The organism is Micromonospora lupini, from assembly GCF_026342015.1.
Classification (GTDB): domain Bacteria; phylum Actinomycetota; class Actinomycetes; order Mycobacteriales; family Micromonosporaceae; genus Micromonospora; species Micromonospora lupini_B.
Genome location: NZ_JAPENL010000003.1, coordinates 719563 through 733430 on the forward strand (window position 1 = coordinate 719563; position 13868 = coordinate 733430).

Genomic DNA, 13868 nt, shown 5'->3' on the forward strand with positions numbered 1-13868 from the left:
GGCCGGGTGGGTGCCCGGCGCTGCTCCGACGCTAGGGAGCCGGCCTGCCGGCGATCTGGACGAAACCTGGAAGCGCAGGCCAGGGTGGGTTCAGACCGGGTGCGCGACCGACACGGCCACGCCCACAGGTGCGGTCGCGTCGCACCCGCATCCCCACCGCTCGTGCCAGCCGGGCGCCTCGCCGGCCTCCCGGGTGCCGAGCCGGCGGAACGTCGCCGCGGCGGTCTCCCATGCCTGGTGGGTGGACGCGACGTCGCCCAGCGCCGCGTAAGCCGCACCCAGGTCACGCAACGTCCGTGCGGCACCGAGATCGTGGTGCAGCTCGATCCACCCGCCGTGCGCGAGCCGAAGGTTCTCCAGGGCGGTGTCCGGCCGGCCGGCCGCCAGGTGCAGTTCGCCGATGGTCCGCTGGACCAGCGCCACCCCGAACCGGTCGTGCAGCCGCCGGCACGTCTCCAGGACGCGCTCCAACGGCTCCTGCGCCCGGCTCATCGTGCCCTGCCGGATCCACACCTTCGCCAACGCCTGCTCCGTGTAGCAGGCGAGCAGCTCGTCACCGCTCGCCACGATCAGGTCGTGGCCGCGGGCGCACCAGCGCTCCGCGTCGGCAAGCTCACCGCGGGCCCTATGCACCAGGCCGATCCCCCGGGCGGCGATGGCCTCGCCGCGAGCGTGGCCCAGCGACCGGTAGGTGTCCACGGCACGACCGATCCAGCTCAGTGCCGCCTCGTCGTCGCCGAGCTCCCGCAGGCAGCAGCCGATGCCGTAGGTCGCGTGCGCGGCGGCGTTCTCGCCCCCCAAGCGGCCCAGCACCTCGGCGGCAGTCGTCAGCAGCGGGACCGCCTCCCGATGCCGGCCCACCTCACGCAGCACGGTGCCGAGACCGCTGCGCGCCGCGGCCGACCCGTGCTCGTGGCCGGCGGCTCCGAACAGGTCGATGGCGGTACGGAAGTTCCGCTCGGCCTCGGCGAACCGGTCCTCCTTGTAACGCAGCAGCCCGATGCCGCACTCGATCACCGCCTCGCCGACCGCGTTGCCGGCCGCCCGGGCCGCGGCCGACGCCGCCGCGTGGGTGCGCCCCCAGCCGACGAAGTCGTTGCGGACCGCGAAGGACGCATAGACCAACGCGTCCGCCAGTGCGCACGCCGCCACGTCCATGCCGAGTTCCGCGGCCCGTTCCACCGCAACGATCAGCGTCGGCGCCTCGACCTCCAGCCAACCGGGTAGCTGGTGGTCCGCCGGGAGCGGGATGGTCGGCACGTCCACCGGCAGCGGCGTCTGCCGGTAGAGCGGCGGGACGGCGTACGGCTGCGGCTGGTTGAGCCGCTCACCCAGCTCGGTGGCCGTCACCAGCACTCTGGCCACCGCGGCGCGCAGCGCGCCGTCGCTGTCCTCCTCGACGGCGCGTTCCCGGGCGAACAGCCGGACCAGGTCGTGCATGTGGTACCGGAGCAGCCGGTGCGTCGGGTCCGGAACGGCGGTCACCAGGCGGGCGTCCGCGAGCTGTTCAAGCAGTTCCTCGGCGTCGTCCATCGAGCCACCGACGAGTGCCGCCACCAGCCACTCCGCGAAGCTCGGCACCCCGAGGAAGCCGAGCAACCGGAACGCCCGGCGGGCCGGCGGGTCGAGCGCCTGGTAGCCGACCGCGACGCTGACCCGGACGGCCAGCCCGTCCGCGGTCATCTCGTCGAGCCTCGCGCGCTCGTCGCGCATCCGCTCGGCCAGGCGGGCGATCCGGCGGTGCGGTCGGGCCGCGATCCGGGCGCCGACGATCCGCAGGGCGAGCGGCAGCCCCGCGCACATCTCGACCAGCGCGGCGGTCGCCTCCGGCTCGGCCGCCACCCGGCCCGGCCCGACGATGCGCTCCAGCAGGACGACCGAATCGGCCCGGTCGAGCAGCGGCACCTCGATCTGCTCGGCGCCCGGGATGGTGGTCAGCAGGGCCCGGCTGGACACGATCAGGGCGCTGCCCGGCCCACCGGGCGCGAGCGGGCGAACCTCCTCGGCGCTGACGGCCGAGTCGAGCACGATGAGGAACCGGCGTCCGCTCAGCATGGCGCGGTACTGTCCGAGCTTGTCCTCAAGCGTGGGCAACTGCTGGATGTTGGTGGCGCCCAGGGCCCGCAGCACCCGGTCCAGGGCCTCCCCGGAGTCGCCGCCTCGGCCGGCGAGGGCGACGAAGATCTGCCCGTCGGGGTACGAGTGGCGAAGCAGGTACGCGAGCCGGATGCTGAGCGCCGTCTTACCCACCCCGCCCGGGCCGGAAAGGATCACCACGGGCGCGGCGTTGCCCTTGAGGCGCCCATCGCCGGGTTGCAGCACACTCAACGCGCAGGAGATCTCCGGTTCACAGCCGACGTGGTCGGGCAGATCGGCCGGAAGCTGGCAGCCGGGCCCCGTCGGAGCGTGGTGCGCCGGCTCCGGTTGGGCCTCGACACGCGCGGGCACGGCGACCGCGGGCTGCGCGACTTGGGGCGCCTCGGCAGCGGCGGCAGCCACCCTCGGCGCACGCAGCGTCCCCCGCAGGATCTCCCGGTGCAGATCCTGAAGGTCGGTGCCCGGGTCGATGCCCAGCTCGTCGGCGAGCGTGACGCGGGTCCGGGCGTACAGGTCGAGCGCCTCAGCTCGGCGACCGTTGAAGTACAGGGCGCGCATCAGGCTCACGGCCAGCGGCTCGATGAGCGGGCTGCGCTCCAGGGCCACGGTGAGTCGGTCGACGACCTGCCCCGGCCGGCCCTGGCCGATCTCGCTGTCGGCCCAGTCGAGCAGGACCCGGACGAGCTGCTGGCACAGACTCTCCCGAACCCGGGCCGCCCAGGCGCCGGGCAGCCCGTCGAGCGGGTCGCCCCGCCACAGCTCGACCGCCTCCCGCAGCAGCGCCGCCCGGTCGGGGTTGTCCGCCGCTAGGCCCTGCGCCTGCTCGGCGAGGCGGCGCAGGCGGTACAGGTCGACGCGGTCCGGGTCGACGTCGAGCAGGTAGCCGGTCTGGCTGCGGCCGACCGTGATGGGGACCGTCTCGGCGGACTGGGCCGCGACCAGGATCCGCCGGATTCGGGTGAGGTACGTGTACAGGACGCCCCGGGCGTCTGCCGGCGGGGCGTCGTCCCAGACCCGGTCGACAAGTGCCTCGATCGGCACGCTGCGGCCCACGTCCACGGCGAGCGCCGCGAACACCAACCGCTGCTTCGGTGGACCCAACTCGAGCAACCGGCCGGCAGCGACCACACGGAGATCACCCAGTATGCATAGTTCCACGGCTTCGCCCCCGCGTCCGTAGCGCCGCTGGACGGCCCGCGAGCAGGGCGTCCGAAGTTGTCAAGGATCCATCCAGGTTCGCTACCTGAGGTGGCTGCGAGGGTTCTGCCAGCCACCGCACCGGCAGCTCGCGGACCACTCACCGGGGCGGCAGGCCCTCATCCCACCTCCGACGAAAGGGTCGCGAACACACAACCGCACAGCAGGACCAACTGGGACCAGCCATCGGGGGCAGGCCCCACGGTGGCTCGTGCGCTGCGACTTTACCTGTCGCATTGGGTCCAGCCAATGGCTGTCGTGCACCTCGATCCACGTTCGCGACCACTCCCGTTCAACCCCACCACGAAGGGAACACCCATGCGTCGCTTCCGAGCCCGCAGACCGGCCGCGATCCTCGGCACCATCACGATGATCGCCGCTGGCCTGGTCGGCGTGTCGTCCGCGCCCGCCCAGGCCTCCACCATCGAGGGCCCGATCAGCCGCAGCGAGGTCCTGTCCCGCGCACAGAACTGGGTGGACCGGGACCTCACCTACACCCAGACCGGCTCCTGGGCGACCGACGTGGACGGCGACAAGACCTACCGGCGCGACTGCTCAGGTCTCGTGTCGATGGCCTGGCACCTGAACACCAGCTACGTCACCGACGACTTCATGGACGGCAACTCCCGCTGGGACACCCTCGGCAGCATCGACAGCTTCCAGGCCGGCGACGCGATGGTCCGCACCGGCCACATCGAACTCTTCTCGCACTGGGCCGACCGGGGCGACCACAGCAAGGGCGCCTACGTCTACTCCTTCAACGACGACGGCCAGACGGTCCAGAACCCGTACAAGGACAACAACGTCGGTAGGCGTGGGTTCAACAGCGCCAGCGACCTGCGGACGTACAAGCCGATCCGGCGCACCGGCCTGATCGCCGGGGCGGCCGCACGCAAGGCGCCGGCGCTGGGGCACGACGACGGCGACGGCACGATGACCATCCACAGATGGAATTCGACAGGTTCGGCGTTCGACCACACGACCGACTACAAGGGTGAGGGTTCCTTCTCGCTCTCGAACGTGGGCGATCGGATGGCGTCCGGTGACGTTGACGGTGACGGCACCGACGACGTGGTGATGGCCTACGACCTCGGCGACGGCACCTTCGGCTTCTACGTCTTCGACGCCGGCCTCACCAGCCGCGGCCGCTGGTACACCTCCGGCCCCTACAGCCTCGGCCCCGTCGCCGGACGCCTCGTCGTAGCCGACTTCACCGGCGACGGCAAAGCCGAACCCGCCCTCGTCCACGACGACGGCGACGGCACCACCACCATCCACCGCTGGACCAGCAACGGCACCAGCTTCAACCGCACCACCGACTACGTCGGCACCGGCAGCTTCAACCTCGCCAACGTCGGCGACCGCGTCGCCGCCGGCGACGTCACCGGCGACGGCAAAGCCGACATCGTCATGGCCTACGACCTCGGCGACGGCACCTTCGGCTACTACGTCTTCAACCAAGGCCTCACCAGCCTCGGCCGCTGGTACACCTCCGGCCCCTACAGCCTCGGCCCCGTCGCCGGACGCCTCGTCGTAGCCGACTTCACCGGCGACGGCAAAGCCGAACCCGCCCTCGCACACGACGACGGCGACGGCAGCATGACCATCCACCGCTGGACCAGCAACGGCACCAGCTTCAACCGCACCACCGACTACGTCGGCACCGGCAGCTTCAACCTCACCAACGTCGGCGACCGCGTCGCCGCCGGCGACGTCACCGGCGACGGCAAAGCCGACATCGTCATGGCCTACGACCTCGGCGACGGCACCTTCGGCTACTACACCTTCAACCAAGGCCTCACCAGCCTCGGCCGCTGGTACACCTCCGGCCCCTACAACCTCGGCCCCGTCGACGGACGCCTCGTCCTCGGCAACTGGTGACCCGGCGTCGTGAGGGTGGCGGCTGCCGCCGCCCTCACGGCCCCACCACCGCTTCCGCCCGCACCGGCCCGGACGGGCCGACATTCGTAGACAGGACAGCAACATGCGCATCGGCACATGGCGTACCCGTGCGGTCGCCCTGGTCGCCCTCCCGCTGGTCACCTTCGCCCTGAATCCGGTGCCAGCCCACGCCGCACCGAGTGGTTACTCCGTCACCGGCATCGACGTCTCGCACTACCAGGGCACGATCAACTGGGAGTCGGTCGCCGACTCCGGCATCGACTTCGCCTACGCGAAGGCGACCGAGGGCACCAGCTACACCGACCCGACCTACCTGACCAACCGCAGTGGCGCCCGCGCCAACAGCGTCTACTTCGGCGCGTACCACTTCGGTCGACCGGACCAGGGCGACCCGCGCGGCCAGGCGGCCCGCCTGGTCGACGTCAGCGGATACAGTCACGACGGCACCACCCTGCCGCCGATGCTGGACATCGAGTGGTCGTCCAGCCAGCCGACCTGTTTCGGCCTGTCCACCGGCGCGATGGTCTCCTGGATCAGCCAGTTCCTGGACGAGGTCAAGGCCCGCACCGGCCAGCAGGCGATGATCTACACCAACCCGAACTGGTGGAATCCCTGCACCGGCAACACCACCGCCTTCGGCAGCTACCCGCTGTTCCACTCCCGGTACGCCGACACCCCCGGCAGCCTGCCGTCGGGGTGGTCACGCTTCACGCTGTGGCAGTACACCTCCAGCGGCAGCGTGCCGGGGGTGTCCGGCGGCGTCGACCGGGACGTGTTCAACGGCACGCTCGCTCAGCTGCGGGCACTCGCCGGTGGCGGGGTCGGGCGGAAGGCGCCGGCGCTGGGGCACGACGACGGCGACGGCACGATGACCATCCACCGATGGCGCTCGACCGGCTCAGCCTTCTCGCACACCGCCGACTACGTCGGTGAGGGTTCCTTCTCGCTCTCGAACGTGGGCGATCGGATGGCGTCCGGTGACGTTGACGGTGACGGGACCGACGACGTGGTGATGGCCTACGACCTCGGCGACGGCACCTTCGGCTTCTACGTCTTCGACGCCGGCCTCACCAGCCGCGGCCGCTGGTACACCTCCGGCCCCTACAGCCTCGGCCCCGTCGCCGGACGCCTCGTCGTAGCCGACTTCACCGGCGACGGCAAAGCCGAACCCGCCCTCGTCCACGACGACGGCGACGGCACCACCACCATCCACCGCTGGACCAGCAACGGCACCAGCTTCAACCGCACCACCGACTACGTCGGCACCGGCAGCTTCAACCTCGCCAACGTCGGCGACCGCGTCGCCGCCGGCGACGTCACCGGCGACGGCAAAGCCGACATCGTCATGGCCTACGACCTCGGCGACGGCACCTTCGGCTACTACGTCTTCAACCAAGGCCTCACCAGCCTCGGCCGCTGGTACACCTCCGGCCCCTACAGCCTCGGCCCCGTCGCCGGACGCCTCGTCGTAGCCGACTTCACCGGCGACGGCAAAGCCGAACCCGCCCTCGCACACGACGACGGCGACGGCAGCATGACCATCCACCGCTGGACCAGCAACGGCACCAGCTTCAACCGCACCACCGACTACGTCGGCACCGGCAGCTTCAACCTCACCAACGTCGGCGACCGCGTCGCCGCCGGCGACGTCACCGGCGACGGCAAAGCCGACATCGTCATGGCCTACGACCTCGGCGACGGCACCTTCGGCTACTACGTCTTCAACCAAGGCCTCACCAGCCTCGGCCGCTGGTACACCTCCGGCCCCTACAACCTCGGCCCCGTCGACGGACGCCTCGTCCTCGGCAACTGGTGACCTGACCTGGTCGCGTACAAACAGGAACCGGGGGTCACCGGCTGCGCCGGTGACCCCCGGTTCGCGTCCGGTCAGGCCACGGTGGTCTCCTCGGCCTCGACCTGGCGGATCCAGTCCGCCCTGGTGGAGCGCCAACTCTCGTCGTCCGTGCCGCGCCGCCAGTAGCCGGAGGTGGATAGCCGGTCGACGGGCACGTCCCGCTCGCCGCGCCAGCGTGCGGACCGCGTCCGCCAGCGCGACTCCGGCGTCAGACCGGTTCGGCGAGACGGGCGATGACGCGACGTAGCTGCTCGGCGTAGGCGTGGAGGAACTCCGGTGAGTCGGCGGCGAGACCGGTCATCCGGCGGGCAACCTGGGGCAGCACCGTCGGCGCCAGTGTCGCCGCGAAGAGCAGCACCTGGACGTACGCGGGGTCCAAGTCGGCGGCGAGCTCACCGGTCTGCTGCCGGCGGCGCATGTCGTCGACCATCGCGGCGAAGTAGGCGTCGGTCAACGGGTCGGTATCCGGGTCGGTGGGCGCCTCGGAGCGGGTGAGCCCCTCCCAGGCGAGCAGCCGCGCCCACGACCGCTGCGGCTCACCTGGGGTGAGGAACCCGCTCACGATCTCCGCCAACGGCAGGTCCGGTCGGGCGGCGCCGTTTGTCGTCTCCCATTTGCGCTGAAGGGCCCGGTAGAGGCCCTCCTTGCCGTCGAAGTAGTACGAGATCAGCTGCTGGTTGACCCCGGCGCGGGCGGCGATCGTGCCAGTCCGGGCACCGGCGAAACCATGTTCGCTGAACTCGATGAACGCCGCGTCGAGGATGCGCTCGCGGGTGCGCTCGGGATCGCGTTTGCGCTGTTCACCACTTGGGGACCGGCGAGGCTTGCCCATGAAGATCACGGTAACACGGTCACGCGGGCGACTACCCTAATCAACTATTTGATTGACAGTGCCATGCGTCTAGATAACACTCGGTACATGGCCACACTCAACGTCATGATCATTGGTGCCGGAATCGGCGGCCTGTGCCTGGCCCAGGGCCTGCGCCGCGCCGGGGTGTCGGTGACCGTCCACGAACGCACGAGGGCCCGCACCGATTGGCTGCAGGGCTACCGCATCCACATCAACCCGAACGGCAGCCGAGCGCTGCACGCGTGCCTTCCGCCCCCCACCTGGCAGGCTTTCCTGGACACGGTCTCGACGGACAGCGGCGGCTTCGGGTTCACCACCGAGCGGCTCGACGATCTACTCCGCTTCACCGCCGAAGAGATCACGCCTGCCGGCGTTCCCCCCGAGGGCCGGCACTATGGCGTCAGCAGGATCAGCCTGCGCGAGGTGCTGCTGTCCGGCATGGATGACGTGGTGCGGCTGGACCACGAGTTCACGCACTATGAGGCCACGGCAGACGGGCGGGTGACCGCCTACTTCGCCGACGGCGGCACGGACACCGCCGATGTGCTCATCGGCGCCGACGGCGCGAACTCACGAGTACGCGGCCAGTTGCTCCCGCACGCGCGGCGCATCGACACCGGCGTCGTGACGGTCGCCGGTAAACATCGCCTCGCCGACGCCACCCTACCCAGGGTGCTGACCCACGACGTCAATCTCGTGGTCCCGAAGAGCCGTGGATCCTTTTTCACCGCGGTGTGGCACCCCGGCCCGCAGGTGATCGCTCCGCCGGAACAGTTCCTGCTCGACAACACCACGGCCTACCTCCTCTGGGGCTACACGGACGCGGCAACGGCTTTCTCGGCCGAGACCGTCGAGTCCCTCTCCGGAACGGACCTCCAGCGCCTCGTGCTGGACCGAGCCGTCGAATGGGCGCCGGCGCTGCGGGACGTGATCACCGGCTCCGACCCACAGACGATCAACGCCATCCGGGTACGCAGTGCCACCCCCGTCGACGCGTGGGAGACCGGACGAGTCACCCTTCTGGGCGACGCGATCCACAACATGACACCGATGGCGGGGATAGGCGCCAACACGGCACTGCGCGACGCCGCCCTGCTGTACGACAAGCTCACCGAGGTCCACGCCGGCACAACCGCGATGGTGCCGGCTCTGCACGACTACGAACATCAGATGCTCAACTACGGCTTCGCTGCGGTACGACAGTCGCTGCGCAACGCCCGGCAGGCGAGCTCTACCAACCGCCTGGCCAGGACCGCGTTCCGCGCGACACTACGTACCGCCAACGCCATGCCGCCGCTGCGCCGCCGGATGGCCGCCCAACTCGGCCAATGACCCCGGCGCGATTGACAAGTGGGTCTTGCCGGTTCCGGGCGGGCCCACGAAGACGACGTTCTCCTTCGACGCCACGCCACGACGACGGTGGCGCGGGTCGCGCCACGAGACCGACCGCCGGTTCGGTCGCCGCTGCGGCTGCCGCGAAGCCGGGATGGCCCTCAGCGATGCCCTGGCCGATTAGATCGACGGCCCGAAGATCCTGCGTCGTAGGGCGGGGATGGCCGCGCTCACTCGAAGAAGCGCACGGAATGCGGTCCGGTTCGCTGGTGTGGCGAGAGCGGCGTTGGTCGCGTTTCGGGTGGAGAGGGCTAGGGCCTGGTTGGCGTAGTGCCGCATCGCGGTTTCGTAGACGCCGATGCCGCTTACCGGGTCGGTGCCGGCGTTGAGGGCTTGGCGGAGGTGGTTGGCGTCGCGCAGGGCGGTGTTGGCGCCGATGCCTGCCATGGGTGTCATGTTGTGAATGGCGTCGCCGAGAAGCGTGACTCGCGAGGGTGCCCACTCGGGGAGCTGGGGCATGGTCCGTAACGGCACTGTGGTGATGGTCGCGGCGTCCGTGGCATCGACCAGGGTCCGTAGCGGCGCTGCCCAGTCGCTGACGCGTTCGGTGACAAGTCGTTTGAGTTGGATTCCGTCGAGGTCCCGCACTCCCTGCGGGTACGAGTTTTCCGCTCCGGCCCAGGCCCAGACGACGTACTCGGCCGCGCCGTTGCTGACGTCGGTGTTGTCGGGATCGCCACTTGGCCAGGTGGAGAGGAACATCCAGCCGTTCCGGGCGGGGACGACGTTGTTGATACCGCCATCGGTGAGGTCAGCCGGCAGGGCGGCGGCGACGGTGCCCGCCAGGGGGACGCGACCGGCGATGTTGATGATGCCGATTTCCTGACGTTGCAGGCCAGGAACACGCTGGCGGCGTACCCGGGAGTTGCTGCCGTCGGCGCCGACCAGGATGTCGCCGTCGGCGTGGGAGCCGTCGGCGAAGAACGCCCGGACGCCGTCGCTGCGCAGTTCGTAGTGGGTGAACTTCTTGCCCCAGCGCACGAGAGATTCCGCGTCGTCGGTGCGGGTGTTGTGCAGGAGGGCCTCGTGGAGCTTGCCACGGCTGATCGCGCGGCGTTTGGTGATCGGGTCGGTGGTGTCTTCGGGGAACCTCTTGTCGATGGTGGCGAGGACGCCGCGGCGGGGGTCGTGGAACCGGACGATCAGCGGTACGGGAGTCCCGGCCGCGTCGACCATCTTCCAGTTCTCAGCGGGGAGGCTGGCGTGCAGGGCACGCAGGCCGTCGGCGTTGAGGTGGATCCCGTAGCTGGCCGGTTGCTGTGCACGGTGCGCCGAGCGTTCGAACACTCGGGCGTCGATTCCCGCGCTTCGTAGTCCGTGCAGGAGAGTCAGGCCGCCGAGGCCCGCGCCGATGATGAGTACGCGCATGAGGTGCCGTCTTTCGTGCCAGCGAGCTGGCGGTAGGTCCCGCCGGCCGACACCGGGCGGCCCGAGACGGTCGGTGAGCTGCCGGAGTATCAGGCGGGTGGGTTCACGGGGGCGACCATCGTGCGCAGGAGCCGCTGGAGTTGCTGGGCCTGCGCAGCAGTGAGGGGAGCCGTTGCGGCCGAGGCCGCGGGTTCGGCAGCCTGGTGCGCCTGGGCGAAGACCTCACGGCCGTGCTCGGTCAGGGTGACGGCCCGCAGCCGCCGATCACCGGGCACCAGCTGGCGTGAAGCGAGATCGAGTCGTTCGAGGTCGTCGACGATCCGGACGATCGACGCTTTGTCGTGGTTTGTGTGCGCGACGAGGTCACGTTGGCTGAGCGGCCCCGAGGCGTGCAGCCGCATCATCACCATCAGGTGGCGCCGCTCGATGCCGAACGGCGCCAAAGCTCCGTCCATCGCCGCCGCTACGCGGTCGTGCGCTCGGCGCAGCAGCAGCCCGATCGCAAAGGGCGACCCCTCCTCCGGGTTTTCCGGAGTGCCGGACGTAGCTGACTGGTCGGCGAAAGCTTGTTCGTTAGGCACACTCGAACACTATCTCACGTGACACAGGTTTGCAAGAAACCGTTTCACGTGTAACCATTTTGGCCATGAGCAACCAACGAGCCACCCTGACGATCGGCGATCGAATGCCCGAGTACGACGCCAGCCGTAACCCCGAACCACGACCCCGACCTGGCCCGCAGCAGGGCCGCCACCAGGGACCGGAGTCAGGATGGGTGGCGATCAGGCAGACCTGGAGTGACCCTGAGCGCTGGGTCGGGATCCTCGTGGCCGCAGCCCCGAGCCTGGTGTTTGTCGCGGCGAATGTGGTGACCTCCCTGTACCCGGCGATCACCGCAGCTGCTGTGACCGCTCTCGCCGGCCTGGGCTACCGGCTGGCGCGCCGACAGTCGCCGAGGTCGGCACTGATCGGCATCCTGGTGGTGGCGGTGTGCGCGGTGGTCGCCGCGGTCACCGGCGAAGCGCGGGGCTTCTTCCTGGTCCCGACGCTGATCCCGTTCGCCGTGATCATGGCGTGCCTGGCCAGCATCATCGCGCGCCGCCCGTTGACCGGACTGCTGCTCAACCGGGTCACCGGCGGCCCGCACGACTGGTACCGCAACGCCGCGCTGCGCCGCGTCCACCTGACCGCTACCAGTACGGCGATCGGAATCAACGTCATCAACGCCACCGTGCAGGTGATCTTCTACGGCCGGGGCGACACCATCGTGCTCGCTGTCGCCCACGCGGCCACGGGACCGGTCTTCGCCACCCTCGTCGCGGTCACGATCGTCGCCGTCCGCAAGACCCTGGCGGCTCAGCGATGACCGCCCCCACCGAACGCCCGGCCGGCCGACCAGACAATCCGGCAGCCGCGAGCGGCGAGCTGACCGTGACGAGCGTCTTCACCGTGACCGAACAACACCAGGACCAGCTGTACGCGCTGCTGACCGCCAACGGCCACGACGTCCTGGAGCACACGCCCGGGTTCCTCGGCTCGACACTGAGCCGCTCCGACGACGGGCGACATGTCATCCACCACGCACGCTGGCGCGACGACGACGCACTGGCGGCAATGCTGGCCAGCCCTGGCGGCCGTTCCAGCATGGCGGCTTCTCGTCTGCTCGCCGACGTGCAGGTCATCCGTTCCCATCACACCCTGGCACTCGACGCGTCGTGACGACCACGCGGACCACACCATCCCCGCAGTCCCCACCCCGTCGTCGAAGCCGCGGTGGCCGATCTGGCTGTTCCGGCCCACCATCACCAGAGCTGCGGTTCTGGCCTTCGACCAGGCCGTCTTCGCCGGCCAGTTCCTGCCCGGCAGCTACGGTGCACTGCACCTCTGCACCGGGACACTGCCACCTCCACCTCTTCCAACTGGTCTTCAACCGCTACGAACTCGCCAGCCTCATCGTGTCGCCGCCGTCCTCGACACTCAACGGAGCGTTCGCGTGGGTCACCGAATCGCCTGGCCTACGCGGGGTGCGATGAGTCGCCGGAGCGGCAGGGCGATGAGCAGTGCGACCGTAACCAGGAGGCCGCTGACCCACACCGGGCCAAGGCCGCCGGCATTGCCCCCGAGGGTCGCTGCTGCAACGACGGGGCCGCCGGCGGCACCGATGTTGAGCGCCGCAGTCGCATACGACCCTCCCATGGTCGGAGCGCCTGCTGCCTCATAGAGCACCCTGGCGATCAGGGTGCTGCCCAACGCGAAGGAGAGCGCGCCCTGCACGAATACGAGGAGCAGAAGCGCCACCGGCTGGGCAGCCAGGGTCGCCAACGCGACCCAGCCGAGCAACAGCAACGGGCCACCGACCGCGATCACGATGCCGGGACGCTGATCGGAGAGCCGTCCCGCGAGGGTGACGCCGACGAAGGACCCAATACCAAAGAGCACCAGCACGACCGAGACCCACAGCTCGCCCAAGCCGGCGGTGTCAGTCACGATCGGTGCCAGGAAGGTAAACGTGGCGAAGGTGGCAGCGTTGACGAGGGCACCGAGCAGCATGACCAGGACCAGCCTGGGCATCGCGAGCTGGGCGATCTCGTTGCGAAGAGACGAGCCAGCCGGAGTGTCCCGAGCGGCCTTTCCGACACGGACCGGGATGCCCTTCAGGACGCCGAAGGCAGCGGGAAGGCAGAGCAGGGCGATCGCCCAGAAGGTTGCCCGCCAGCTAAGCACCGTGCCGAGCACTGCACCGCCGGGTACTCCAGCGATGGTGGCCACCGTCGTACCCGAGAGCAGCACCGCAAGCGCGCGCCCTTTCTGGTCGGATGCGACGAGCGTGGCCGCCGTGCTCAGTGCCACGGCCAGGAAGCCCGCGTTGGCCAGGGCGGCGATCACCCTGGTGACAAGCAGAACCGCGAAACTCGTCGTGAGCGCGCCTACGACGTGGGCCACCGCAAAGACCAGCACGAAGCCCAGCAGGCTGGCCCGGGCAGGCCACCGGCGCGCGAGCCCTGCCATCAGCGGCGCACCGACGATCATCCCGACAGCGAACGCCGAGGTCAGAAGGCCGGCGGCCCCGACCGACACGTCGAGGCTTGTGGCGATGTCCGGCACCAGGCCGGCGAGCATGAACTCCGAGGTGCCCATGGCGAAGACCGCCACGGCAAGCAGGTACAGCGGCAGAGGCATCAAGAACTCCGAGGTGAGAGAGAA

General features: G+C 70.0%; 12 protein-coding genes. 5 read left to right on the forward strand and 7 right to left on the reverse strand.

Annotated elements, in window-relative coordinates:
• Positions 1-90 precede the first annotated feature (90 nt).
• The gene (locus OOJ91_RS31320) at positions 91-3255 is read right to left on the reverse strand and encodes an AfsR/SARP family transcriptional regulator (protein ID WP_266250716.1); all 3165 of its coding nucleotides are present in this window, start codon (positions 3253-3255) and stop codon (positions 91-93) included.
• 357 nt (positions 3256-3612) lie between these two features.
• Here OOJ91_RS31320 and OOJ91_RS31325 point away from each other — a divergent pair, with 357 nt between their 5' ends.
• Both OOJ91_RS31325 and OOJ91_RS31330 read left to right on the forward strand, forming a co-directional pair.
• Positions 3613-5175 (forward strand): FG-GAP repeat domain-containing protein, encoded by a 1563-nt coding sequence (locus OOJ91_RS31325; protein WP_266250719.1) that lies wholly within the window; start codon positions 3613-3615, stop codon positions 5173-5175.
• 103 nt (positions 5176-5278) lie between these two features.
• On the forward strand, positions 5279-7012 hold the full coding sequence (locus OOJ91_RS31330; RefSeq protein WP_266250722.1) for a GH25 family lysozyme: 1734 nt from the start codon (positions 5279-5281) through the stop codon (positions 7010-7012).
• Positions 7013-7083: 71 nt separating this feature from the next.
• On the opposite strand, the gene OOJ91_RS31335 is transcribed toward OOJ91_RS31330, so the two are convergent.
• Together OOJ91_RS31335 and OOJ91_RS31340 are read right to left on the reverse strand one after the other, a co-directional pair.
• Entirely contained in the window at positions 7084-7206 is a 123-nt protein-coding gene (locus OOJ91_RS31335; RefSeq protein ID WP_439117146.1) for a hypothetical protein, read from the reverse strand.
• Between the two features lie 53 nt (positions 7207-7259).
• Positions 7260-7883 carry a TetR/AcrR family transcriptional regulator gene (locus OOJ91_RS31340; RefSeq protein WP_266250725.1) on the reverse strand — a complete coding sequence of 208 codons (624 nt, stop codon included), beginning with the start codon at positions 7881-7883 and terminating at the stop codon, positions 7260-7262.
• Between OOJ91_RS31340 and OOJ91_RS31345 the strand changes: the two genes are divergently transcribed.
• A complete protein-coding gene (locus OOJ91_RS31345; protein ID WP_323178588.1) occupies positions 7779-9236 on the forward strand; it encodes an FAD-dependent oxidoreductase in 1458 nt (485 codons plus the stop codon). The genes OOJ91_RS31340 and OOJ91_RS31345 overlap by 105 nt on opposite strands.
• Here the strand turns inward: OOJ91_RS31345 and OOJ91_RS34645 are convergent.
• The 3 genes from OOJ91_RS34645 to OOJ91_RS31360 form a co-directional block, all read right to left on the reverse strand.
• Entirely contained in the window at positions 9174-9311 is a 138-nt protein-coding gene (locus tag OOJ91_RS34645) for an ATP-binding protein (RefSeq protein ID WP_439117147.1), read from the reverse strand. The genes OOJ91_RS31345 and OOJ91_RS34645 overlap by 63 nt on opposite strands.
• 105 nt (positions 9312-9416) lie before the next feature.
• Positions 9417-10664 carry an FAD-dependent oxidoreductase gene (locus tag OOJ91_RS31355; RefSeq protein WP_266250727.1) on the reverse strand — a complete coding sequence of 416 codons (1248 nt, stop codon included), beginning with the start codon at positions 10662-10664 and terminating at the stop codon, positions 9417-9419.
• An 89-nt stretch (positions 10665-10753) separates the two neighbouring features.
• Positions 10754-11245: a MarR family winged helix-turn-helix transcriptional regulator gene (locus OOJ91_RS31360; protein WP_266250729.1), complete on the reverse strand. Its 492-nt coding sequence runs from the start codon at positions 11243-11245 to the stop codon at positions 10754-10756.
• A 65-nt stretch (positions 11246-11310) separates the two neighbouring features.
• Between OOJ91_RS31360 and OOJ91_RS31365 the strand changes: the two genes are divergently transcribed.
• Positions 11311-12030: a DUF3159 domain-containing protein gene (locus OOJ91_RS31365; protein WP_266250731.1), complete on the forward strand. Its 720-nt coding sequence runs from the start codon at positions 11311-11313 to the stop codon at positions 12028-12030.
• Positions 12027-12383: an antibiotic biosynthesis monooxygenase family protein gene (locus OOJ91_RS31370; protein WP_266250733.1), complete on the forward strand. Its 357-nt coding sequence runs from the start codon at positions 12027-12029 to the stop codon at positions 12381-12383. Before OOJ91_RS31365 ends, OOJ91_RS31370 begins: the two co-directional genes overlap by 4 nt.
• 279 nt (positions 12384-12662) lie before the next feature.
• Here OOJ91_RS31370 and OOJ91_RS31375 read toward each other — a convergent pair whose 3' ends face one another.
• Positions 12663-13844, reverse strand: a complete 1182-nt coding sequence (locus OOJ91_RS31375; protein ID WP_266250735.1) for a Cmx/CmrA family chloramphenicol efflux MFS transporter — start codon at positions 13842-13844, stop codon at positions 12663-12665.
• Positions 13845-13868 lie beyond the last annotated feature (24 nt).

Bases quoted from the DNA above. Each gene is read 5' to 3' on its own strand.
- OOJ91_RS31375 (WP_266250735.1), bottom strand. From the start codon at position 13,844: ATGCCTCTGCCGCTGTACCTGCTTGCCGTGGCGGTCTTCGCCATGGGC.
- OOJ91_RS31370 (WP_266250733.1), top strand. From the start codon at position 12,027: ATGACCGCCCCCACCGAACGCCCGGCCGGCCGACCAGACAATCCGGCA.
- OOJ91_RS31365 (WP_266250731.1), top strand. From the start codon at position 11,311: ATGAGCAACCAACGAGCCACCCTGACGATCGGCGATCGAATGCCCGAG.
- OOJ91_RS31330 (WP_266250722.1), top strand. From the start codon at position 5,279: ATGCGCATCGGCACATGGCGTACCCGTGCGGTCGCCCTGGTCGCCCTC.
- OOJ91_RS31340 (WP_266250725.1), bottom strand. From the start codon at position 7,883: ATGGGCAAGCCTCGCCGGTCCCCAAGTGGTGAACAGCGCAAACGCGAT.
- OOJ91_RS31345 (WP_323178588.1), top strand. From the start codon at position 7,779: ATGTTCGCTGAACTCGATGAACGCCGCGTCGAGGATGCGCTCGCGGGT.
- OOJ91_RS31325 (WP_266250719.1), top strand. From the start codon at position 3,613: ATGCGTCGCTTCCGAGCCCGCAGACCGGCCGCGATCCTCGGCACCATC.
- OOJ91_RS31355 (WP_266250727.1), bottom strand. From the start codon at position 10,664: ATGCGCGTACTCATCATCGGCGCGGGCCTCGGCGGCCTGACTCTCCTG.